The organism is Actinoplanes auranticolor (assembly GCF_018332655.1).
Lineage (GTDB): Bacteria > Actinomycetota > Actinomycetes > Mycobacteriales > Micromonosporaceae > Actinoplanes > Actinoplanes auranticolor.
The window spans coordinates 105,155-128,299 of record NZ_BOQL01000003.1; the positions used below are offsets into that span (position 1 = coordinate 105,155).

A 23,145-nucleotide genomic window follows, 5' to 3' on the forward strand; every position below is an offset into this window, starting at 1 on the left:
CCGGGGACCGGTCGTCAGGGGCGGGACGGCGGGACGAAGCAACCGGCGAGGTGATCGTCGACCATGCCCGTCGCCTGCATCAGGGCGTAGGCCGTCGTCGGGCCGACGAACTTGAAGCCGCGCTTCTTCAGCTCCCTGGCCAGCGCGACCGACTCCGGCGTGGTCGCCGGGACGTCCGCCACGGTCGCCGGGCGCGCCCGCGGCGGCGGCGCGAAGGACCAGAGCAGGGCGGCCAGTCCCTCCGGCAGATCGGCGGCCACCCGGGCGTTGTGCAGGGCCGCGTCGACCTTCATCCGGTTGCGGACGATGCCCGGGTCGGCCATCAGCCGGGTGGCGTCGGCCTCGGAGAACGCCGCCACCGCGGGGATCGAGAAGCCGGCGAACGCCGTCCGGAAGGCCGGGCGTTTGCGCAGGATGGTGATCCAGGAGAGCCCGGACTGGAAGGCCTCGAGGGTGAGCCGTTCGAACAGCGCGTCGTCGCCGTGCACCGGCCGGCCCCACTCGAGGTCGTGGTAGGGCAGGTAGTCGGGCGTGCTGCCGCCCCATCCGCACCTGGCCCGGCCGTCCGCCCTCACCACCAGGCCCGCGGCGGTCACATCAGTCATGCCGGAACCGTACGAGGCCCCTCTGACAGAAAGTCAGGACAGACGGCCCTGCTCGACCAGGCGGCCGAACCTCTTCAGGGCGCCCTTGAGGCTCAGCTTGGAACCGGGCCAGATCACCGGCCAGGCCAGCTTGGCGGCCGCGCCGCCGGGCAGGTGGAACCACTCGTGCATCACGACCTGGGTGCGGTCACCGGCCATCGCCGTGCAGCGCATCGCGCCGGGGCCGCGCAGAACCTTGCCGCAGTGCACCACGCGGACCTCGTACGGCGCGTCGACCCGCACCACCCGCATCTCGTCGCGCAGCCCGGCGGCGCCCACGCCGGTGATCGCCTCGATCAGGCTGCCCTCGCCGCCGTCCCCCTCGACCACCCGCACCTTGGTGAACGGGATCCACTCGGACTGCCGCTCCCAGTTGGTGAACGCCGCGAAGACCCGCGGGGCGGGCGCGTTGACGATGACGGTCGCGGTGACCTCCCCGGTGCCGGGGATCGCGGCGTCGCCGAGCCCGTCGACCGGCCCCGGCGCACTCACCGGCTCTCCGCCGGTTCCTCGTCACCCGCCGGCCGGGCAGGCGCCTTCTCCGCGGCGGGCTGCTCCCCGGCGGCGGGGGCGGTGGCAGCGGGGGCGGTGGCAGCGGGGGCGGTGGCAGCGGGGGCGGTGGTGGCAGCGGGCTTGTCGTCCGGCGGCGTCACGTCGGGGACGACCACGGCCGGCTCGGCGGGCGGCGGGGCGACCGCGGCCTCCCGGGCCCGGCGCAGCACGTCGGCGTCGGCGGTACGGCCCTCGCGCAGCGCGGCGACCTCGGCCTCCAGCACGCCGATCAGCTCACCCTTGTAGCCGATGTCGTAGGCGGCCCGCTGCAGCGCCTGGTCGACCTGGGACATCCGGTAGCCGCGGAACGCGGTGTCGAACCTGGTCCGGAACACGTCCTCCTCGCCGAGCGGACGGTCGCTGGGCAGCGGCAGCGACTTGCCGTCCGGCTCGACCGGCGTCAGGCCGGGGTCGCCTCCGCTCACCATGACGGTCACACCGAAGACGATCGCCGCGACCACGAGCGCCACGACGACGAAGAGGAGAAGCTGGCCCATGGGCACGATCGTGGCACGACGGCTGCGGCTGTGCGAGCCCGCCACCCCGCCGGGCGGGAAACGCCCCCGGCGATCGAGGGGCGTCAGGTCCAGGTAAGGATCTTCTTGCGCCAGGCGTAGACGATGCCGAGCGCCAGAACCGCCACGAAGACCCCCATCTCGGCCACGGTCAGCAGACCGAATCCGGGCCGGTCGAAGACAACCGCCCAGGGGAACAGGAAGACCGCCTCGACGGCGAAGAGCACATAGAGGTACGCGTACACGTAGTAGCGGATCTGGGCCTGCGCCCAGTCGCCGCCGACCGGGTCGACGCCGCTCTCGTAGGTCAGCCGCTTGCCCGCCGGCTCCGCCGGATGGGCCGGTCTGAGCAGCCTGTTCGCCCCGAAGGCGCCGACGAAGACCAGCACACCGGCGGCCAGCACCAGCCCCAGCGTCGCGTACGAACCCAGATAGCCCTGCACGGCCGCAGCCTAGCGAACCGAAGAGTGGGCTCGGGTGGCTCAGGCAAGCCTTACCTGGCTACTGTGGTCAACGGTCTGAAGTCGGACACGCCCCGGTCCCCACGACGGTAAGGAGTGCCGACGTAGGCTGGAAGTGACTATTGCGGGCCGGCTCATCGACGTGCGTACCCGCCGGCCGGCTCCTTCAGGAGGTTGGAAACGTGGGCGCTCCCGCGAAGCGTGTCGAGCAGCTCGATCGTGTGGTGATCCGGTTCGCCGGTGACTCCGGTGACGGTATGCAGCTCACCGGTGACCGGTTCACCTCGGAGACCGCACAGCTGGGCAACGACATCTCGACACTGCCGAACTTCCCGGCGGAGATCCGCGCGCCTGCCGGGACTCTGCCCGGCGTCTCGAGCTTCCAGGTGCATTTCGCTGATTACGACATCCTGACGCCCGGCGATTCGCCGAATGTGCTGGTGGCGATGAACCCGGCGGCGCTGAAGGCGAATCTGGGTGATCTGCCGCCGGGCGCGGACATCATCGTCAACACCGACGAGTTCACCAGGCGTAATCTGGCCAAGGTCGGCTATGCGGTGAGCCCGCTGGAGGACGGTTCGCTGGATGGCTACGCCCTGCATCCGGTGGCGCTGACCTCGATGACCATCGGCGCGTTGGCCGAGCTCGGGGTGGCGAAGAAGGACGCCGAGCGGGCCAAGAACATGTTCGCTCTGGGCCTGCTGAGTTGGATGTACTCGCGCCCGTTCGCCTCCACCATCCGGTTTTTGGAGCGTAAGTTCGCCAAGCGCCCGGATCTGGTCGCGGCGAACAAGGCGGCGTTCCAGGCGGGCTGGAACTTCGGTGAGACGACCGAGGACTTCTCGGTGCGTTACGAGGTCAAGCCGGCCAAGATGCGGCCGGGCACGTACCGCAACATCACCGGCAACGCCGCTCTGGCGCTGGGCCTGGTGGCCGCGGGCGTACGGGCCAAGCTGCCGGTCTTCCTGGGTGCGTACCCGATCACCCCGGCGTCGGACATCCTGCACGAGCTGAGCAAGCACAAACGCTTCGGCATCACCACGATGCAGGCCGAGGACGAGATCGCCGCGATCGGGGCCGCGCTGGGCGCGGCGTACGGCGGCGCGCTGGGCGTCACCACAACCTCGGGTCCCGGCGTGGCGCTCAAGGGCGAGACGATCTCCCTGGCCATCGCGCTGGAGCTGCCGCTGGTCATCATCGACGTGCAGCGGGCCGGCCCGTCGACGGGCATGCCGACCAAGACCGAGCAGGCCGACCTCAACATGGCCCTGTACGGCCGGCACGGCGAGGCACCGCTGGCGGTGATCGCGCCGAAGTCACCGTCGGACTGCTTCCACGCCGCGATCGAGGCGGCGCGGATCGCCCTGAAGTACCGCACGCCGGTGATCCTGCTCTCGGACAACTACGTGGCCAACGGCTCCGAACCGTGGCTGCTGCCCGACATCAACGACCTGCCGGACATCTCGGTCGCCTACACCACCGAGCCGAACGGCGAGGACGGGCGCTTCCTGCCGTACCTGCGTGACCCGCAGACCATGGCCCGGCCGTGGGCCATCCCCGGCACGCCGGGCCTGGAACACCGGATCGGCGGCCTGGAGAAAGCCGACAAGACCGGTGACATCTCCTACGACCCGGCCAACCACGAGTTCATGGTGCGCACCCGCGCGGAACGCATCGAGTCCATCCCGGTTCCCGACATCGACATCGAAGACCCGGACGAGAATTCCCGCGTGCTCGTGCTCGGCTGGGGCTCGACCTACGGACCGATCGGTGCCGCCTGCCGGGCCCTACGCCAGCGCGGACTACCGATCGCCCAGGCCCACCTGCGGCACCTGGCACCCCTGCCGGGCAACCTCGGCGAAATCCTCCACGCATACGACAAAGTGGTCATCCCGGAGATGAACCTGGGCCAGCTCGCCCACGTCATCCGGGCCCGGTACCTGATCGACGCGGTTCCCTTCAACCAGGTCAGCGGCCTACCCTTCACGGCCGCCACGCTGGAGAACATGCTCGAGGACGTGGTCAAAAATGGTTAGCACCTCCATCCCGTTGACGCCGGTGAAGCTGACAGCCAAAGACTTCAAATCCGACCAGGAGGTCCGCTGGTGCCCCGGCTGCGGTGACTACGCGATCCTGGCCGCGGTCCAGCAGTTCATGCCGGAACTGGGCATCGCCCGGCAGAACACAGTCTTCGTCTCCGGCATCGGCTGCTCGTCACGCTTCCCGTACTACATGAACACCTACGGCATGCACTCGATCCACGGCCGCGCCCCGGCCATCGCGACCGGCCTGTCCGCCTCCCGCCCGGACCTGTCAGTCTGGGTCGTCACCGGCGACGGCGACGCCCTGTCGATCGGCGGCAACCACCTCATCCACGCACTACGCCGCAACGTCAACCTGAAAATCCTGCTGTTCAACAACCGGATCTACGGCCTGACCAAAGGCCAGTACTCACCGACCTCCGAACTAGGCAAAATCACCAAATCGACCCCGGCCGGCTCCGCGGACTCACCATTCAACCCGCTGTCACTGGCCCTGGGCGCAGAAGCAACCTTCGTAGCCCGCACCATCGACTCCGACCGCAAACACCTGCAATCAGTGCTACGCGCGGCAGCCCAACACGAAGGCTCCGCGTTCGTGGAGATCTACCAGAACTGCAACATCTTCAACGACGGCGCGTTCGAAGTACTCAAAGACCCGGACACCCGCGACGACCACCTGATCCGGCTGGAGCAGGGCCAACCGATCACCTTCGGCGCCCAGGGCCAGTATTCGGTGGTCCACCCGGCCGGCGCCTTCGGCCTGTCGGTGCGCGAGAGCGCGGAGCTCGGTGGCGAGACCCCGGTCGTGCACGACGCGACCGTGGACGACCCGGCGTACGCCTTCGCGCTGAGCCGGCTGTCGGGCTCGGACCTGGGCACGACCCCGATCGGCGTGTTCCGCAACGTCGCGCGCCCGTCCTACGACGAGCTCATCCAGAAGCAGCTGGAGGACGCCAAGGCCCAGGTCACGGGCACTCCGGACGAGATGCTCAGCGAGCTGCTCAACGCCGGCGACACCTGGACGATCCTGTAACTCCGGCTCCCGTCTCGAGATCGGCTCAGGCCCGCGGGCCTGGGCCGATCCGCGTCAGACGGCTACGCCGACGCCGCTGTTCTCCTCGTCCCGGATGTAGATCAGCATGTCCCCGGTGTCGATGGTGACCGACTGGTGGCCGCCCAGCGGCAGCACCTTGCCCCGGCGGATCAGCGCCACCACCAGCGTCTGCAGCTCGCGCGGGTTACGGCCGACCTCGTCGCGTTCCGCGGAGCGCATCGCCAGCGCCATGCCCTGGCCCGGGGTCAGCAGGTCCTCCACCACGTCGATCAGCGGCGGGGTCGTCGTGGTCAGGCCGAGCAGCCGGCCGGCGGTCGACGAGGACACGATGACGTGGTGGGCGCCGCTCTGCTTGAGCAGGGCGGCGTTCTCCTGCTCGCGGACGGCCGCGATGATCCGCACCTGGCCCGCGGTCAGCTGCCGCACCGTGAGGGTGATCAGCACGGACGCCTCGTCGCTGTCGGTGGCGATGATGACCGACTTGGCGTTCTTGACGTCCGCCTCGAGCAGGACCGCCGAACGGGTGGCGTTGCCCTCGATCGCGACCAGGCCGTTGGCGCCGGCCTGGCGCAGGGCTTCGTCGCGGCTCTCCACCACGACGATGCGGGACTTGTCGTAGCCCGTCTCGAGCAGTGCACTCACCGCGGCACGGCCCTTGGTGCCGTAGCCGCAGACGATGACGTGGTCCTTCAACTTGTGCCTCCACCGGGTGACCCTGATGTTCTTGCGGTACTGCTCCGTCAGCACCTCGAGGGTCGTGCCGACCAGGATGATCAGGAACAGCACGCGCGCCGGGGTGATGAACACGATGTTGACCAGGCGCGCGTCGGGCGTGACCGGGGTGATGTCGCCGTAGCCGGTGGTGGAGAGCGACACGACCGCGTAGTAGAAGCAGTCGAGCAGGGTCAGCCCGTCCTCGTTGAGGTCGCGGTAACCATCGCGGTCGATGTAGATCACCAGCACGGTGAGCAGCACGATGGTGAAGCCCGCGGTCACCCGAACGGCGAGCGCCCGCAGTGGTCCCTGCCGGACCAGAGGTAATCGGATCACTGAACGGCCGCCTGCACGTTCACACCATAGCGGCCGGGTCCCACACGCCATTCCAGGACAGCACACGACAGGCCCGCCGCGGAATACCCACCGGTAAGTTGAGGCATCGTTAAGGAAAACTCCATTGATCGTCTTGTATCTAGAAAGCTGTCGATCCAAGACTGGCGGCCTACCGCTGGAGGTTTCGATGAAACGGTCCGTCCGCCGTACCCTCGTCGTCCTGATCTCTGCAGTGGCCCTGCTGGCTCCCCCCGCCGCGGCCTCGGCCGCCGCGGACAGCAAGACCACCGTCCTCGCCCGCTGGACCCAGACCGCCGTGTCGAGCAGCACGGCCTGGAACGACGCCCGCGTCAACCGCGAACCGTGGACGAGCTACGGCTTCGACTGGACCACCGACTACTGCTCGTCCAGCCCGGACAGCCCGCTCGGCTTCAACTTCAGCCTGTCCTGCTGGCGCCACGACTTCGGCTACCGCAACTACAAGGACGTGGGCACGTTCGCGGCCAACAAGGACCGGCTGGACGACATGTTCTACGCCGACCTCAAGCGCAAGTGCGCGACGTACAGCGCGGTCACCCGGCCGGCCTGCTACAGCCTGGCCTGGACGTATTACCAGGCCGTGAGCATCTTCGGGTCACTGGAGGCGGTCAACCCGTCCGACATCGACCGGGCCCGCACGCTGGTCGGATAGGGCCCGGCCCGCCTCGCGCTGATCGGGCCGGGCCGGTCCCGCGCTGACCGGTCAGCCCAGGCCGGTCGGCGCAGGACGGTCAGCGCAGGCCGGTCCCCCGCAGGCCGGTCAGCCCGGGCCGGTCAGCGCGGGGCCGGCCAGCGCGGGGCCGGCCAGCGCGGGGCCCGCCAGCGCGGGGCCGGTCAGCCCAGGGTCTGGGCGAAGCGGGCCGACCCGTGCTCGAGGTCCGGGTGCTCGACAGCCAGCGCGATCGCCACCGCCCGGCCGAAGCCCATCTCCGCCCCGTCGGCGTAGGCCGCGTCGAACGCCGCGTCGCCGAGCATCCGCCGCAGGGCGGCCTGCTGCCCGGACCAGAACCCGCCGAAGTGGGTGGCCCGGCACGCACCCCGCACCGACTCCGCGCCCCCGAACAGGACGGTCGCGGTGCCCGGATCGCCGCCGACGGCACACCGGACGGCGATCGCCGCGACGGCGTCCGCGGCGGCGCCCCGGAAGCCGTGCCGCAACCGCGACCGCAGAGCGACCACCAGATGGTCGTGCGCGGCGACCAGGTCACGGCGGCGCAGGGCCACCATGCCCAACATCCAGTCCACGGTACGGCTGCCCCGGTCCTCCGGCCGTCCCGCCTCCAGCTGGCGGGCACTGCCGAGCAGCTCCGCCGCCTCGTCCAGGGCGTCACGCCGCCACAGCAGCTCGGCGAGGGTCACCACGGCCGGCAGCGCGGCCGCCGGGACCCCGGTGCGTTCGGCGCGGGCGATGACCTCGCGGCACAGCTTCTCGGCCTCGGCTGTGCGGCCGGCCTCCACGAGCGAGAGCCGCTGCCCGGCGAGCGCCCGGACCAGCAGCGCCGAGTGACCCACCCGGCGGGCGATGTCCTCGGCCCGGTCCAGGAAGCGGGTGCGCTCCTCCCGGTCGTCGGCGAGTCCGGCGTGGACCAGGTACGCGGAGGCCAGCTCCACCGGGTCGACCGGCTCGGCGCCATCCTCGTCGATCCGCCGGTAGAGCCGGAACAGCAGATCCCGGCCATCACGCGCCCGGCCGTACTCGCGCCACCACGGAGCCAGCGCTCCGGCCAGCCGCAGCCCGGCCCCGACACTGCCGCCGGTCGCGGACCAGCGCAGCGCGGCCTGCCACTCCTGCACGTACGGGGCCAGCTCGGTGAGCGACACGGTCCGCGGCTGCCCGTCGGTGTCCACGGCCACACCGTCGAGGGTGTGCAACGACCAGTCGACGTGCCGGTCCCGGGCCGCCCGCTCCTCCCCCGCGGCGGCGAGCCGGCGGGTCGCGTACGCCCGGACCTGCTCGGACATCTGGTAGCGCGGCCCGGTGACGACCTCCACCAGGGATCGGTCGGCCAGCTCCGACAGGGCGCCGAAGGCGTCCTCGCCGGACCACTCCACAGTGCCGAGCTCGACCGGCCCGGCGAAGACGGCCAGCCGGCGCAGCAGACCGGCGGCACTGTCGCTGAGTCCGTGGTAGGACCAGTCGAGGCTGCTGGTCAGGCTGCCGTGCCGGCCCGGCTCGGAGCGGCCGGCATCGAGCGCGGCGATCGGATCGTCGAGGCGGCCGGCGAGCTGCGCCGCGGAGAGCAGCCGCAGCCGGTCGGCGGCCAGCTCGATCGCCAGCGGGACGCCGTCCAGCTTCGCCGCGATCCGGGCGAGGTCGGTGGACTCACCGGCCGGACCGGGCCGCCCGCCCCGCGCCGCGGTGGCCCGGGCGGCCAGCAGGGCATAGGCATCGGCCGGCGCCAGCTGCGGGATCCGCCAGACCAGTTCCCCGGGTACGCCCAGCGAGGTGCGCGAGGTCGCCAGGACGTCCAGCCGGCGACACTTGGTCAGCAGCCGCCGGACCAGCTCCCGGGCGGCGTGGTGCCGGGCCTCGCAGGTGTCGAGGATCAACAGGACACGGCCCTCGGCGCACCGCTCGATGAGGCTGTCGAGCAGCGGACGGCCGGGCTCCCGCCGTACGCCCATCGCGGCGGCCAGCGCCTCGGCCGGATGGTCCTCGGCCAGATCGACCAGCCAGATCCCGTCCGGGTACGCCGCCCGCAGCTCCTCGGCGGCGGCAACGGCGAGCCGGCTCTTGCCGGCACCGCCCGTCCCGGCCACGGTGACCAGGCGATGGGTGGAGATCAGACCCTTGAGCTCGGCGATCTCGCTCTGCCGGCCGACGAACGGAGTGACGGCGGCGGGCAGGTTGTCGACGGGCGCATCGGGGGTGCGCGGGCGGGGGAAGTCCCGCTCCAGCCCGGGGGCGACGAGCTGGAAGAGCCGCTCGTCGTCGTCGAAGCCGCGCAGCCGGAACGGGCCGAGGTCGAGCAGGTCGATGCTCTCGATCAGCGGGGCCTGGGACGGTCGGCGTTCCCGGTGCTGTTGTCTGGTCCGGCCGGCGCCGACGCCTACGAGTTGGGCGCTGCGGGGGGCCGGCGTGAGGTCGGCGCTGTGTCGCGCCAGCGCGAATTTGGCTTCGAGCGAGGAGTCCGCCTCGCGCAGGGCGAGCTCGGCTTCGCGCGGGGCCAGCGTCAACCCCGCCTCCCTCGGTGCCAGGGAGAAGTCGGCGTCGCGCGGAGACAGTGAGGGGGACCAGGTGGTGACGGCCAGTGCGGTCGCCTCGGAGCAGAGGACCTGACCGCCGTGTGCTGCCGCGGCGACCCGGGCGGCGCGGTGCACCTCGGCGCTCGTGTACTCACCGGCGACCGGGACGGCCCAGCCGGTGTGCAGACCCATACGGACCCGGGGCGCCACGTCGGCGCTCGGCCACGGGTACGCCGCGAGTGCGCGCTGTGCGGCCACACACGCCGAGACAGCGGATGCCGCGTCCCGGAACGCGACGAAGAAGGAGTCACCCTCAGTGAAAAGCTCGGCGCCGGCGTAATTACTCAGCGCTGCGCGCACGACGCCACGATGGGCGTTGAGCACACGGCCATAACCTTCGCCGAGCATCCGGGCGAGTCGCGTGGACCCCTCGATGTCCGTAAACATGAAGGTCACAAGCCCGCTCGGCAGCTCGGTCCGTCCCGACACGGTGAGAACCTCCGCCCCCTTGGGAAGTCGCGCTTCATGCTGCCGTACCGCAATCACACGGCACATCGTAAGAACGGTCGGTAACCGTCCTCCCGCCACGGCCGACCCCGCAAGGGCGACCCACGGTCGGGGTCATCGACGGTCACGCACGGCACTACGCGTGACGTAACGACGAGGTTCACGTTCGAGTTGCGCCGCAGTCGGCCAATTCCACCGACCCGTTCGTACGGCCCCGCACGAGTAACCCTTTGTGCGACTGCGTCAGGTCACCTGACGATCACCACAGTGTCACCGAAAACGACCGCCCACAGTCGACTGACGGGCACCCGAAGTCGACTGAAACAAGAGATCCCCGAGAGGGTCCCGGTGATACATCCGCCCCGAGCTTCATCCGCGCGGGTCGGTCGGCGGGATCGGGTTGTGGTCGTCGTCACCGTATTTGCGCCGTTGTTGAGTTTTCCGGATGTGGGTCGGGTGGTGGTTGTCCTGCGTGATGCCACGGGATGCGGATCGGTGGGCCGGATGCATCCTTGCCGTCACGCGGGCCGCGACCGCTGGTCCAGTGCATCTTCGCCATCAAGCGGACCGCGACCGCTGACCCGGATGCATCTTCGCCATCGAGCGGACCGCGACCGCTGATCCGATACATCTGCCGTCACGCGGAGCGCGCCCGCTAGGTCAATGCATCTCACCTTCACGCGGAGGGCGACCGCTAGGTCGATGCGTCTCGCCGTCACGCGGAGCGCGACCGCTGGGTCGATGCATCCACTGCCGACCCAGTGGGTCGGCGCAATCCTGACGAGGGATGCCGCCTGTTCGCCGCCGGCGATCCACCGTGTGAGCATCAACTGGATGCACCTGCTTCCCTAGGGCGCCGTGCGCCCAGCCGTCACCGGCCTTCTCACAATCGCCGACCGTTGGGCTAACGGTTGAGCAAGGTGATCTGCAGGCGACAGTTGTGCAGATGCACGTCCGGTTCCGAAGCTGTCGGCTCTGCAGCTAAGCCGGCGGCTTCGTAGGCGTCAGCACCTGCAGGGTCGGGCCCGGTCGAATAGCCGGCATTGGCTGGTCAGGCTGCCCGTTGGACCGGCCGGCACCGCTGGAGTGGCCGGCACTCACCAGATCAGCCAGTGCCCGCCTGCACGGCCCGCACAGCCAGCACCGCCAGCACCGCCCGCACAGCCAGCACCGCCCGCACAGCCAGCACCGCCCGCACAGCCAGCACCCGCGGGGTCAGCCAGCACTCGCCCGCACTTGCAGGGTCGGCTTGGACATGCTGGCCCGCAGGCGCTGCATGGCAGTGAGCGTGCACGTCTGCCAGCGCCGAGCGTCAGCGTGTCAGCAGCCGCAGGCACCGCCGCAACAGCCTCCGCCGCCGCCACTGGCTGACGGGGGCGCGGGCATGGCTGCGCCTCGGCCCGTGACGGCGACTGTGGACAGCAACTTGACGGTGTCGGCGTGGCCCTGGGGGCACGTCGCGGGGGCGGCGGATTCGGCCATCGGCCGGTTCAGCTCGAAGGTGTCGCCGCAGGCGCGGCAGCGGAAGTCATAGCGCGGCATGGAGACAGCGTATGGCTCGGCTGTGACGTTTCGCCGCCCTGGTTCCCAGCCTGTGGAGAACGTATCGGGCGAGTTCCGTGGGCGCCGAGTGTCGCAGTCGCCCGGTAGTGTCTTTCGAGTGGCGGACGGGCAGGACACATCCCCGAAGCGGCGCGGGCAGCGACCTCCGGCGCCGCATATCGACGGGCCCCTCGGCAGCTCCGGCGCGGCGCCCGAGGAGGCGATCCCGGCGGCGGGCTCAGTGGGCGATGATGCCGCGCCGTCGGTGGCTCGGTCCGGCGGGTCACGCTCCGGAGCGGCCACGTCCGACCAGGCCACGGATAAGTCGGACTTGGCCGCCGAGAAACTGCCTGACGGCCCGGGTGGCACATACCAGCCGAGTGTTCTGACAACCGGCGCCTCGGGTGGCACCTACGAGCCGAGCGTTGTGGCCACCGGCGCCGCGAGTGCTGCGGGGGCCGGGCCGGGAACATCTACCGACGATGCGACCGCTGAGGGCGAAGGGGCCGCCGGCTCCACGGCACCGCCGAGCGGTGGCGCCGCATCAGCTGCCGGCGCTGCGGGCGCTGCGGCTGGGGCATCGGCGGAGACGGCAGGCAAGGCAGATGGGAAGGCCGAGCCAGAGCCGAAGGTAGCGGACAGCAAAGCAGCCCCAGGGTCGGCTGCGGATGGCAAGACGGCCCCCGGGCTGGCCGCGGACAGCAAAACGGCCCCCGGGCCTGCCGCAGGCGGCGACGCCACAGACAGCAAGGCAGCCTCCGGACCGGCCGCGGACAGCAAAACGGCCCCCGGGCCTGCCGCAGGCGGCGACGCCACAGACAGCAAGGCAGCCTCCGGACCGGCCGACGACAGCGAGGCCACAGACAGCAAGACCGCCCCGAGGTCTGCCGCCGACGACAAGTCCGCAGACGGCAAGGCGGCAGCCCTCGGACCTGCCGAGGACGGCAAGGCCAAGCCAGACGGGAAGAAACCCGCTGACGCCACTGCAACGGCTAGCGCCCTCAGCAGCGACGGGCCGGTGGACGGAACCAAGCCCGGATACAAGGCCGCCGGCAGTGACAAAGCCACCGGGACCGACAAGGCAACTCCCGGCGACAAGACGGACAAGGGCAGCACTCCCCCGGACAAGACCGCCACCGACGGCAAGGCCGACAACAAAGACGGGGCCCCGAACAAGGACAAAGCCGGGGACGACAACAAGGACAAAGCCGGGGACAGCAAGCCCGGGGACAAGGCCCCCAGCACAGCAGCCGCCGCGTCCCAGGGCCGGGCCACCCGGGTGCTGCGCCGAGCCAACCCCGTCCGGGTCGCCCGGAGCACCGCTCGCAGCACCTCTGCCTGGGCCAAACGCCCCAGCGGCCGGCTCATCCTCCCCGCCATCATCGCCGTCCTGCTCCTCGGCGCCGCCGGGACGGCCGGTGCCTACCTCGTACCCCGGGCTCTGGAGGCTATGCCGACGCCCAGCGTGACGCCCGATTTCGGGCTTGATGGCGGCGCCTCGGCCGGGGGTCCCTCCGGGCCCGCCGGGCCGGTGCCCGGGCTCGGCGGGATTCCCAGCGCCTCCGCCCCCGTCGGCGGCGTCGTGCCCGGCACCCAGCCTCCGGTCGGTGGCGCGGTCGGTGGCGCCCGGCCGGCCGATGTGCTGGCTTCCTGGGCGCAGGACACCGGCACCCGGGCCGGCATTCCGGTCGTTGCCGTGCAGGCGTACGGCTACGCCGAGCTGGTGGTGACCAGGACCACCCCGAGTTGCCATCTGAGCTGGACCACCATCGCCGCCATCGCCAAGGTGGAGTCCTCGCACGGCAGTGCCAACGGCGCTGTGCTCAATGTCGACGGCTCCGTCGCGCCGCCGATCTTCGGGTTGCCGTTGGACGGTAAGGGTGGGCGGCAGGAGATCCGGGACACCGATCAGGGTGCGCTCGACGGGGACGCCCAGTTCGATCGGGCCCTCGGGCCGTTGCAGTTCATCCCGCAGACGTGGAATGCGATCTCCGTCGGCAATGGTGTTGATGCCGACAACAATGGTGTTTCCGATCCCAACGACATCGACGACGCGTCGCTGGCCGCGGCCAAGTATCTGTGTCAGGGCGGGCGTGACCTCGCCCGGCCGGATGCCTGGTGGGACGCCATTTTGTCGTACAACGCGGTGCGGCCGTACGCGCAGAAGGTGTTCGATGCGGCCAACGAATACGGGCAGCGCAGCCGGGTCTGATCGACAACCCACAGTGACGGGTCGCGTACATTTGTCCACCCGGCACTTCCCTGAAGGTCCATGTACCGGCAAGCTGTACGGGTGAGGGTGCGTGAGTGGGATCCCCGGACCGCGTCGGCGGGGGAGATCCGATCGCTCGTGGAGACGTACAACGCGGTGCTGGCCGCCGATCTCCCCGACGATCCACCGTGGCAGGACGTCCAGGTGGTCGACTACCTGGCCGAGACCATGCCGGGTGAGCGCCGGATCAGCTGGGTCGCCGAGGACGACCGGCTCGCCGAGGGTGAGAGCACCATCTACGGCCACGTCAGTGTCCTGCTGCTCGGCGACATCGGCGTGCTGGAGGTGCTGGTCCATCCCGACCTGCGCCGCCGCGGCCTGGGCCAGCAGCTCGTCGGGGTCGCCGCCCGCCGCGCCTATCTCGAGGGTTTCTCCTCCATCGGCGTCGAGGCCATCGGGGACACCCCGGCCATCGCGTTCTACCAGGCGCTGGGCTTCGAGCAGGAGTATGTGGAGACCCGCAGCGTCCTTACGCTGTCCAGCGTGGACTGGAACGCCCTGCACGCCATGGCCAACGGCATCAGCGCCGGCTACCGGGTCGAGTACCACCCGGGTGGGCCGCCGGCCCCGCTGCTGGAGCCGTACGCGCAGGCCAAGCTCGAGGGGCAGGACGGCGACGAGAACGACCTGGACCTGCGGCCGAGCTCGTCCGATCCGCAACGGTTGCGCGACAGCCTGAACACGCTGCACCGAAGGGGTCTGAAGCCGTACATCGTGCTGGCCATCCACGAGGCCTCCGGTGCCGTCGCCGGGCTGACCGAGGTGGTCGTGCCCGCGCAGCATCCGGAGCGCGCCGACCAGTACGACACGATCGTCGTCCGCGAGCACCGCGGTTACGGCATCGACCGGGCGATCAAGGCCCGGATGTTGTTCGAACTGCGTTCGGCCGAGCCCGGCCTGCGCGAGGTGCAGACCTGGAACGCGCAGCACAACGAGTCCATGCTCAAGGTCAACGCCGAGCTGGGCTTCCAGTCCGACCGCGACTGGTACGAGTACGGCGTGGACGTGGCCCAGCTGGTGCACAGACTCGAGCCCACCGACTGAGCTGTGGAGGCTCCGTGCGCTACCGCCGCTTCCTGCCCTTGCTCACCGTTCCGCTGCTGACCGCCGCCCTGTTCCCCGGCGTCGCGCGGGCGGCCGACGAGCCGCTGACCGTCGGCGCCGTGCAGGGCACCACCACGGACACCGAGAATCCGCGCACCGACCGGTCGCCGCTGGCCAACCCGTCGGGCAACGGCACGAGCAGCATCCTGTACGACGTCCGCGGGGTCGTCACCCAGCGCACCCTGGCCCGCACGTCCGCCGGCGCCGACCAGCACGGCTTCTTCCTGCAGAGCCGCGCGGGCGCCGACGACGGTGACCCGGCGAGCTCCGACGGCATCTTCGTCTTCATGGGCGCCTTCACCTCGCTGATCGGCGGCTACGTGCCCACCGTGGGCGACGAGATCGTGGTCCGGGCCCGGGTTTCGGAGTTCTTCTCGATGACTCAGCTCTCCGGCGCCACGCTGGTCACCAGGCTGGCCGAGGGCGTGCCGCTCAGTGAGGTCCGGGTCGACGACGCGAGGCCGCCGGGCGAGCTGGCCGCCGCCGACCGCTTCTGGGAGCGGCACGAGGGCATGCAGCTGCGGGTCCGCGACGGCGCCGGGGTCGTCGCCGGCCGCAACGTCTTCGGCGGCACCGCCGACTCCGAGATATGGGTCATCGACCGGGACGATCCGCTGCTGGACCGGGCCGACCCGTACGCCCGGCGGGTCTTCCGCGACGCCCATCCGCTGGACAACCTGCCCGGCCCGGTCGACGACGGCAACGGCGACCGCATCCTGCTCGGCACGACGGGAGTGAAGGCGACCGCCGGTGACAGCGGCGCGCTGCTGCCACCGGCGAAGACCTTCGACCGGCTGTCCGGCGACGCGGTCGGCGGCCTCTCCTACTCCTTCAACAAGTACGGCGTCCAGCCGGCCACCGCCGCGTTCACGCCCGGCGCGGACCCGTCCCGGAACAACCCGCCGAAGGCCGCCGCCCGCGGCACCGAGTTCGCCGTGTCGACGTACAACGTGGAGAACCTGTACGACTTCCGCGACGACCCGTTCGACGGCTGCGACTTCACCGGCGACACCGGCTGCCCCGGCGTGAACCCGCCCTTCGACTACGTCCCGGCGAGCGAGGCGGCGTACCGGGAGAAGCTGGCCGACCTCGCCGACCAGATCGTCGCCGGCCTGCACTCACCGGACCTGATCCTGGCCCAGGAGGCCGAGGACCAGGACCTCTGCACGGTCACCGGCGGAGCTCTGACCTGCGGCGATATCAACGACGCGGACGGGCAGCCGGACACGTTGCAGGAGCTGGCCCTGACGATCAAGGGCAACGGCGGTCCGGCGTACGCGGCCGCGTACGACCGCACCGGCGCCGACGCCCGCGGGATCACCGCCGCGTTCCTCTACCGCACCGACCGGCTCTCGCTCGTCCCCGCGACCGCGGCCGACCCGGTGCTGGGCGCGGCACCGCAGGTGACCTACCGCGGCACACCGCTGGCGAGCAACGCCGACGTGTCCAATCCGAAGACGCTGAACGCGGTGCTGCCGGCCGACGTGGACAGGTCGACGGGCGTGGACGGCCCGAACGTCTACACCCGGGCGCCGCAGGTGGCGCTCTTCGACGTCAAGGCAGCGCCAGGAGCGGTGGAGCGGTTCCGGCTCTGGGCGGTCAGCAACCACTACTCGTCCGGGCCGGACACCCGGGTCGGGCAGCGCACCGAGCAGGCCGCGTACGGCGCGGCGATCGCCACCGCGATCGGGGACCACGACGCGCACGCGCGGATCGCGTACGGCGGCGACCTGAACGTCTTCCCGCGCCCCGACGACCCGGTGCCCGCGGCTCCGGGCGACCAGCTCGGCCCGCTGTACGAGGCCGGCCTGCACAACCTGTGGGACGACCTGGTGGCGGACGCGCCCTCGTCGGCGTACTCGTACGTCTTCGACGGCTCGGCGCAGACGCTGGACCATCTCTTCGTCAACGACGCCCTGCACGGCGACCTGATCGAGATGCGGGCGGCCCACCTCAACGCCGACTGGGCCGCCGCCGACGAGGCGAACGGCTCGAAGGGCTCCAGCGACCACGATCCCCAGGTCGCCCGCTTCCACTCCCGGGCGGCACTGTCGGTCGCGGACGCGGGCGTCGCCGAGGGAGACAGCGGCACCACCTCGCTGGTGTTCCCGGTGGTGCTGTCCCGGCCGTTGAGCCGGTCGGTGACCGTCTGCGCGAGCACCCTGCCGGGGTCCGCGTGGGTGGGGGCCGACTTCACGCCGTACCTGGGCTGCCGGGTCGTGCCCGCGGGCGCGACCGGCCTCACCTTCCCGGTGCAGGTCCGGGGTGACCGGTGGAAGGAACCGGACGAGAAGCTGACGCTGGTGGTGGCGGGCCTGGCAGGCATCCGGCTCGCGGACGCCCGCGCGACGGGCACGATCCAGAACGACGACTGACGGGTACGGCGGTCAGTACCGTTCGCGCAGCAGCCGGGCGGCGTCGGTGGCCCAGTAGGTAAGCATGACCTGGGCGCCGGCGCGCTTGATCGACGTCAGGGTCTCGAGCATGACGCCCTCCCGGTCGATCCAGCCCTTCTCCGCGGCCGCCTCGACCATCGCGTACTCGCCGGAGACCTGGTAGGCGGCGACCGGCACGTCGACCCGCTCCCGCACGGCGGCGATCACGTCCAGGTACGGCAGCGCCGGCTTCACCAGGACCATGTCGGCGCCCTCGGCCACGTCCAGCTCCACCTCGCGCAGCGCCTCGCGGACGTTGCCCGGGCTCTGCTGGTAGGTGCGCCGGTCACCCTGCAGGCTCGACTCGACGGCCTCGCGGAACGGGCCGTAGAAGGCGCCCGCGTACTTCGCCGAGTAGGCCAGCACCGAGACGTCCTGGTGACCGGCCTGGTCGAGGGCCTTGCGGACCACGCCGACCTGGCCGTCCATCATCCCGGAGGGGCCGACGACGTGCGCCCCGGCGTCGGCCTGGGCGACGCCCATCCGGCCGTAGATCTCCAGGGTGGCGTCGTTGTCGACCGTGCCGTCCGGGGCCAGGACGCCGCAGTGCCCGTGCGAGGTGAACTCGTCCAGGCACAGATCGCCCATGATCACGGTGGCGTCGCCGACCTCGGCGACCAGGTCGCGGATGCCCACGTTGAGGATGCCGTCCGGGTCGAGCCCGGCCGAGCCGGTCTCGTCCTTGTTGGCGGTCTCCGGCACGCCGAAGAGCATGAGACCGCCGACGCCGGCCGAGACGGCCTCGTGGGCGGCCTTGCGCAGCGACTCCCGGGAGTGCTGCATGACGCCGGGCAGCGAGCTGATCGGCCGCGGCTCGGTCAGGCCCTCTTTGAGGAACATCGGCAGGATCAGCTCGGCCGGTGCGACCCGGGTCTCCTCGACCAGCCGCCGCAGGGCGGGGGTACGGCGCAGCCGCCGCGGACGCACATCGGGGAACGCCATGCTCACTCCCTCAGCCAGGCCGGCCGCGTGAGCCGGCGGAACCGGGCCGGTCGGACAACCGCCCCGGCCAGGCCGGCAACAGTGCCGGTCCGGCGAAAACCAGCCGGCGCGGAGCCGGCCCGGTGGTGCAGCGGACCGGCCCGTCACCGGGCCGGTCCGCGTGAGATCAGCGGAAGCGCAGGGCCGTCGGGCCCTGGACCTTCGAGCCGCGGCGCTGCTTGGCCGGCATCGCCGCCAGCTTCTCGCGCAGTTCCACCGCGTACGACGCGAGGGCCTCGACCAGGTCGGGGACCGACGCGTGCTGCGGCTGGACGTCGACGCGCAGGCCGAACTCCGTCGCCGTCTCGGCCGTCTTCGGGCCGATCACCGCGACGACCGTGCGGGCGTGCGGCTTGCCCGCGATGCCGACCAGGTTGCGGACCGTGGAGGACGAGGTGAACAGCACCGCGTCGAAACCGCCCGACTTGATCGCGTCGCGGATGTCGGCCGGCGGCGGGGCCGCGCGGACCGTGCGGTACGCCGTGACGTCGTCGACCTCCCAGCCGCGCTCGATCAGGCCAGCGGCCAGCGTCTCGGTGGCGATGTCGGCCCGCGGCAGCAGCACCCGGCCGACCGGGTCGAGGATCTCGTCGTGCGGCGAGAACTCGGCCAGCAGGCCCTCGCTGGACTGGTCCCCGGCCGGGATGAGCTCCGGCTGGATGCCGAACGCGCGGACGGCGTCAGCGGTGGCCTCACCGATGCAGGCGATCTTGACGCCGCCGAAGTGGCGGGCGTCCAGACCGTGCTCGGCGAACTTCTCCCACACCGCGCGGACCGCGTTCACCGAGGTGAAGACCACCCAGGCGTACCGGCCGTCGACCAGGCCCTTGACCGCGCGTTCCATCTGCGCCGGGGTGCGCGGCGGCTCGACGGCGATCGTCGGCACCTCGCACGGGATGGCGCCGTACGCCCGCAGCCGGGCACTCATCGCGCCCGCCTGCTCCTTGGTGCGCGGGACGAGGACCTTCCAGCCGTACAGCGGGCGGTTCTCCCACCAGCTCAGCTTGTCGCGCTGGGCGACCTCCGCGCCGACGGTGAGCACGACCCGGCCGGTGAAGCCGAGCGCCGCCGCGACGAAGCTGTCCACCGACGAGGTGGTCGTGTACTGCGTCTCGCCGGTGCCGTCGCCGGTCACGCCGACCGGCGTGCCGGGCTCGACGCCCGCGGCCAGCAGGCCGTCGCGGACCGCGGCGAGGTCACCGGCGTCGACGGCGACCGCGAACGACCCCTTGACCGCGGCCGCGGCCAGCGCGTCGAAGTCCAGGGCGGTGACGTCGTCGATGTCGGCGGCGGTGCGCACGCCGGGCAGCGGCACACCCGCGTAGGTGGCCACCCCCTCGGCCTGGCCCAGGCCCGGCACGACCTCGAAGTGCACGGCGGTCCGGGCGACGGCCTGGACCTCCTTGACGACGGCCTCGTGACCGAACGGGTCACCGGCGACCAGGTGCACGGCCGACAGGCCGGACTTGGCCGCGGAGAGCAGCACCTTGGCGACGTCGCCGGGTGCGCCCTCGGCCGGGCTGAACTGGGTGTCGCCCTTGGCTTCCGCCCGGATGGCCGCAAGGAGCGACTCGGGCACGCCACGGTCGTAGACGACCTGGTCGGCGTCGGCGAGGGTGTCGTGAGCCCGGCGGGTCAGCAGGCCGGGATCGCCGGGTCCGGCGCCGACGAAAGCGATACGCCCTGCGGACTTGCGGGCGGTGCGGGTGGTCATTCTGTGCTCCCCATCAGGGTGTCGGCGCCGTTGTCGAGGAGATCGGCGGCGAGCGCCTTGCCGATCTCCGCCGCGTCGGCGGGCGTTCCGGTGCGCGACAGCCGGACAGCTCGGGCCCCGTCCGGGCTGATCACCGCACCGCGCAGGTAGATCTCGTCGCCTTGCTCACCCTCGGCGAGCTCGGCGTGTGCCGCGACCGGTGCGGAGCAACCGGCCTCGAGCGTGGCGAGCATCGCCCGTTCCGCCGTGACGGCGGCGCGGGACGGTGCATGATCGAGTGCGGCCAGCAGCTCGACCAGGTCTGCGTCGTCGGATCGGCACTCGACCGCCAGCGCACCCTGGGCGGGGGCGGGCAGCATGAGCATCGGGTCCAACGTCTCTGTGATCTCGGCGGCCCGGCCGAGACGCACCACGCCGGCCCGGGCCAGGACAACCGCGTCGAGGTCGGCCCCGGGACCGAGCACCCTCGCGATGCGGCTGTCGACATTGCCGCGGATCGGCGTGACCTGCAACTGTAGGCCCAAAGCATGCAGTTGCGCGATTCGGCGCACCGCGCCCGTGCCGATCGTGGCGCCGGGGGCCAGCTCCGCGAGCGTCTGGTTGTCCCGCGCGATGAGCGCGTCACGCGGGTCCTCACGCTGCGGGATGGCCGCGATGTGCAGGCCCGGGTGCGGAGCCGTGGGCAGGTCCTTGTACGAATGGACGGCGAAGTCGATCTCCTTGGCCGTCAGCGCGTCGCGCAGCGCGGAGACGAACACCCCGACGCCGAGCTGGGCCACCGGCGCGCCGGAGCGGTCACCGGCTGTCACGATGCGCACGAGCTCGACCGGGCGGCCGGTCGCGGCGGTCAGCGAGTCGGCGACCAGCTGGGACTGGGCGAGCGCGAGGGCGCTGCCCCGGGTGCCGAGGCGCAGCGGTGTGCTCACGCTTGTCCTCCGATCTCGGGTACGGCGTCGGCCTGGGTGGCGTGCGGGACGTCGAGGTCGAACAACTCACGCAGCAGCGCCGCGTACTGGTCACCGCCGGGCTCGGCGGCGAGCTGGCGGACCCGCACGGTCGGCGAGTGCAGCAGCTGCTGGACGACCCGGTGCAGGGTACGGGAAACGTCGGCCCGCTGCTCATCGGTGAATTCCGGCCGGCGCGCGGACAGCTTGCGCAGCTCGGCGCTGACCACGTCCTCGGCCCGGGTGCGCAGGGCGGCGACGGTCGGCGCGACCTCGGCACCGCGCAACCAGGAGAGGAAGTGCTCGACCTCGGCCGCGACGATCTGCTCGACCGCGGCTGTCTCGGCGGCGGCCGGCAGGGTGCGCCGGCTCGCGGCCAGGCTGTCGATGTCGACGACGGTGAAGCCGGGCAGCTCGCCGACCCCGGGGGCCACGTCGCGCGGCACGGCCAGGTCGAGCACGACCAGCGGCTGCTCCCGGCCGATCAGCATGTCGGCGGTGAGCACCGGCTCGGTCGACGCGGTGGCGCAGACCACGATGTCGGCCGCGGCGATCGCCTGGTCGAGCGCGCGGAACGGGACCGCCGTGGCGCCGTAGGCCTCGGCGAGCCGGTCGGCCCGGGCGGCGCCGCGGTTGGTGATCTGCAGGGGCCCGACGCCGGAACGGGTCAGGGTCGCCACGGAGAGCGCCCCCATCGAGCCGGCCCCGATGACCAGGCCGGTGCGCCCGGACAGCTCGCCGCCGAGGGTGGCCGCGGCCACCTCCAGGGCGGCGGTGACGACGCTCTGCCCGGCCCGGTCGATGCCGGTCTCGGCGTGCGCCCGCTTGCCGACCCGCAGCGTCTGCTGCATCAGCTCGTGCAGCAGCCGGCCGGCGGTGTCCGTCTCGGTCGCCGCGTGGTACGCGTCGCGGAGCTGGCCGAGGATCTGCGCCTCGCCCACGACCATCGACTCGAGGCCGGCCGCGAGCCGGAACGAGTGGCGCACGGCCGCCTCGTCGTAGTGCACGTAGAGGTAAGAGGCGAGATCCTGGGCGCCGATGCCGGAGTGCTCGGCGAGGACGTTGCAGACGTCGCCGAGGCCGCCGTGGAAGCCGGAGACAGCCGCGTACACCTCGACGCGATTGCAGGTGGACAGCACCACCGCCTCGCCGACGTACGGCTGCGCGACGAGCCTCTCCAGTACGGCCGGGATGTCGGACCCGGCGATGGTCAGACGTCCGAGGGTGTCGACCCCGGCCGTCCGGTAGGACGCACCGACGCTGAGGAGATTCACGACCCGACCGCCTCCTGGTTGCCTGCCTCCGGTGAGCGCCCGCCGGGGATCGCCGTCAGCGACGCCTTGCGGTGCTCGTGGAACGACAGGATCTGCAGTTCGATGGCGAGATCGACCTTGCGCACGTCGACGCCCGCCGGGACGGATAGCACGCAGGGCGCGAAGTTGAGGATGCTGGTGACCCCCGCAGCCACCAGATCGTCCGCGACGGCCTGCGCGGCGCCCGCCGGGGTGGCGATCACGCCGATGGTGATGCCCTCCTCGACGACGGCCTGGCCGAGCTCGTCGATGTGCCGCACGGTGAGCCCGTTGAGCGGCTTGCCGACCTGCTCGGCATCGGCGTCGAACAGGGCCACTATGCGGAACCCGCGGCTGGCGAAACCGTCGTAGCCGGCCAGGGCGTGGCCGAGGTTACCCACGCCGACCAGGGCCACGGCGCGGCGCTGGTCCAGGCCGAGGATGTACTCGATCTGGTCGATGAGCAGCGCGACGTCGTAACCGACGCCCCGGGTGCCGTACGACCCCAGGTGGGAGAGGTCCTTGCGCAGCTTGGCCGAATTGACCCCGGCCGCCGCGGCGAGGCCTTCGCTGGAGACCGTCTCGGAACCGGTCTCGGCGAGGTTGTGCAGGGCGCGAAGGTATTCCGGTAGCCGCGCGATCGTCGCCTCCGGAAGATCCGGGAAGGCCGGTACTGCGCCGGTGGTGGCCGGCGTGCTTCCTTGACGCTGCTGACTCATCTGACTCCGTGCCGACGAGGCGAACCTACGGTGAGCCCTGCTGCAGGTCCTGGACCGGTGACGCCTGCGTGGACCGGCTGTGATAGCGGGGC

Annotated in this window: 17 protein-coding genes and 1 pseudogene; 6 read left to right on the forward strand and 12 right to left on the reverse strand. The window is 71.5% G+C overall.

The window, feature by feature from the left end; all coding sequences use genetic code 11:
* Positions 1-14: 14 nt before the first annotated feature.
* The 4 genes from Aau02nite_RS01580 to ndhC all read right to left on the reverse strand — a co-directional run bounded on the left by Aau02nite_RS01580 (position 15) and on the right by ndhC (position 2,154).
* Positions 15-605, reverse strand: a complete 591-nt coding sequence (locus tag Aau02nite_RS01580; protein WP_212986467.1) for a DNA-3-methyladenine glycosylase I — start codon at positions 603-605, stop codon at positions 15-17.
* Between the two features lie 33 nt (positions 606-638).
* Positions 639-1,136 (reverse strand): SRPBCC family protein, encoded by a 498-nt coding sequence (locus Aau02nite_RS01585; protein ID WP_212986468.1) that lies wholly within the window; start codon positions 1,134-1,136, stop codon positions 639-641.
* On the reverse strand, positions 1,133-1,693 hold the full coding sequence (locus Aau02nite_RS01590) for a DivIVA domain-containing protein (RefSeq protein WP_212986469.1): 561 nt from the start codon (positions 1,691-1,693) through the stop codon (positions 1,133-1,135). Before Aau02nite_RS01590 ends, Aau02nite_RS01585 begins: the two co-directional genes overlap by 4 nt.
* A gap of 83 nt (positions 1,694-1,776) precedes the next feature.
* Positions 1,777-2,154 carry an NADH-quinone oxidoreductase subunit A gene (gene ndhC, locus Aau02nite_RS01595; RefSeq protein WP_212986470.1) on the reverse strand — a complete coding sequence of 126 codons (378 nt, stop codon included), beginning with the start codon at positions 2,152-2,154 and terminating at the stop codon, positions 1,777-1,779.
* A gap of 275 nt (positions 2,155-2,429) precedes the next feature.
* Here ndhC and Aau02nite_RS01600 point away from each other — a divergent pair, with 275 nt between their 5' ends.
* Together Aau02nite_RS01600 and Aau02nite_RS01605 are read left to right on the forward strand one after the other, a co-directional pair.
* Entirely contained in the window at positions 2,430-4,208 is a 1,779-nt protein-coding gene (locus Aau02nite_RS01600; protein WP_246594821.1) for a 2-oxoacid:acceptor oxidoreductase subunit alpha, read from the forward strand.
* Positions 4,201-5,247, forward strand: coding sequence for a 2-oxoacid:ferredoxin oxidoreductase subunit beta (locus tag Aau02nite_RS01605; protein WP_212986472.1), 1,047 nt, complete (start codon positions 4,201-4,203; stop codon positions 5,245-5,247). The genes Aau02nite_RS01600 and Aau02nite_RS01605 overlap by 8 nt, the downstream gene beginning before the upstream one ends.
* Positions 5,248-5,301: 54 nt before the next feature.
* Here Aau02nite_RS01605 and Aau02nite_RS01610 read toward each other — a convergent pair whose 3' ends face one another.
* Complete coding sequence (locus Aau02nite_RS01610; RefSeq protein ID WP_246594814.1) at positions 5,302-6,318, reverse strand: potassium channel family protein; 1,017 nt, start codon at positions 6,316-6,318, stop codon at positions 5,302-5,304.
* A 187-nt stretch (positions 6,319-6,505) separates the two neighbouring features.
* Here Aau02nite_RS01610 and Aau02nite_RS01615 point away from each other — a divergent pair, with 187 nt between their 5' ends.
* Positions 6,506-7,009: a phospholipase gene (locus Aau02nite_RS01615; protein WP_212986474.1), complete on the forward strand. Its 504-nt coding sequence runs from the start codon at positions 6,506-6,508 to the stop codon at positions 7,007-7,009.
* A gap of 182 nt (positions 7,010-7,191) precedes the next feature.
* On the opposite strand, the gene Aau02nite_RS01620 is transcribed toward Aau02nite_RS01615, so the two are convergent.
* Positions 7,192-10,032 (reverse strand): winged helix-turn-helix domain-containing protein, encoded by a 2,841-nt coding sequence (locus Aau02nite_RS01620; RefSeq protein ID WP_212986475.1) that lies wholly within the window; start codon positions 10,030-10,032, stop codon positions 7,192-7,194.
* 1,338 nt (positions 10,033-11,370) lie between these two features.
* A complete protein-coding gene (locus tag Aau02nite_RS01625; RefSeq protein WP_212986476.1) occupies positions 11,371-11,592 on the reverse strand; it encodes an FmdB family zinc ribbon protein in 222 nt (73 codons plus the stop codon).
* 1,018 nt (positions 11,593-12,610) lie between these two features.
* On the opposite strand from Aau02nite_RS01625, the gene Aau02nite_RS01630 reads away from it, so the two are divergent.
* The 3 genes and pseudogenes from Aau02nite_RS01630 to Aau02nite_RS01640 form a co-directional block, all read left to right on the forward strand.
* Complete coding sequence (locus tag Aau02nite_RS01630) at positions 12,611-13,804, forward strand: lytic transglycosylase domain-containing protein (protein ID WP_212986477.1); 1,194 nt, start codon at positions 12,611-12,613, stop codon at positions 13,802-13,804.
* Between the two features lie 60 nt (positions 13,805-13,864).
* Positions 13,865-14,908 carry a GNAT family N-acetyltransferase gene (locus tag Aau02nite_RS01635; protein ID WP_212986478.1) on the forward strand — a complete coding sequence of 348 codons (1,044 nt, stop codon included), beginning with the start codon at positions 13,865-13,867 and terminating at the stop codon, positions 14,906-14,908.
* A gap of 92 nt (positions 14,909-15,000) precedes the next feature.
* Positions 15,001-17,343 (forward strand): annotated as a pseudogene (locus Aau02nite_RS01640) (DUF8508 domain-containing protein); the annotation flags it as partial.
* Between the two features lie 12 nt (positions 17,344-17,355).
* Here Aau02nite_RS01640 and hemB read toward each other — a convergent pair.
* The 5 genes from hemB to Aau02nite_RS01665 all read right to left on the reverse strand — a co-directional run bounded on the left by hemB (position 17,356) and on the right by Aau02nite_RS01665 (position 23,053).
* The gene (gene hemB, locus Aau02nite_RS01645; RefSeq protein ID WP_212986480.1) at positions 17,356-18,345 is read right to left on the reverse strand and encodes a porphobilinogen synthase; all 990 of its coding nucleotides are present in this window, start codon (positions 18,343-18,345) and stop codon (positions 17,356-17,358) included.
* A gap of 166 nt (positions 18,346-18,511) precedes the next feature.
* Positions 18,512-20,098 carry a bifunctional uroporphyrinogen-III C-methyltransferase/uroporphyrinogen-III synthase gene (locus Aau02nite_RS01650; protein WP_212986481.1) on the reverse strand — a complete coding sequence of 529 codons (1,587 nt, stop codon included), beginning with the start codon at positions 20,096-20,098 and terminating at the stop codon, positions 18,512-18,514.
* Complete coding sequence (hemC, locus tag Aau02nite_RS01655) at positions 20,095-21,024, reverse strand: hydroxymethylbilane synthase (RefSeq protein ID WP_212986482.1); 930 nt, start codon at positions 21,022-21,024, stop codon at positions 20,095-20,097. Before hemC ends, Aau02nite_RS01650 begins: the two co-directional genes overlap by 4 nt.
* Positions 21,021-22,316 (reverse strand): glutamyl-tRNA reductase, encoded by a 1,296-nt coding sequence (locus Aau02nite_RS01660; RefSeq protein ID WP_212986483.1) that lies wholly within the window; start codon positions 22,314-22,316, stop codon positions 21,021-21,023. Before Aau02nite_RS01660 ends, hemC begins: the two co-directional genes overlap by 4 nt.
* A complete protein-coding gene (locus Aau02nite_RS01665) occupies positions 22,313-23,053 on the reverse strand; it encodes a redox-sensing transcriptional repressor Rex (protein WP_212986484.1) in 741 nt (246 codons plus the stop codon). Before Aau02nite_RS01665 ends, Aau02nite_RS01660 begins: the two co-directional genes overlap by 4 nt.
* Positions 23,054-23,145 lie beyond the last annotated feature (92 nt).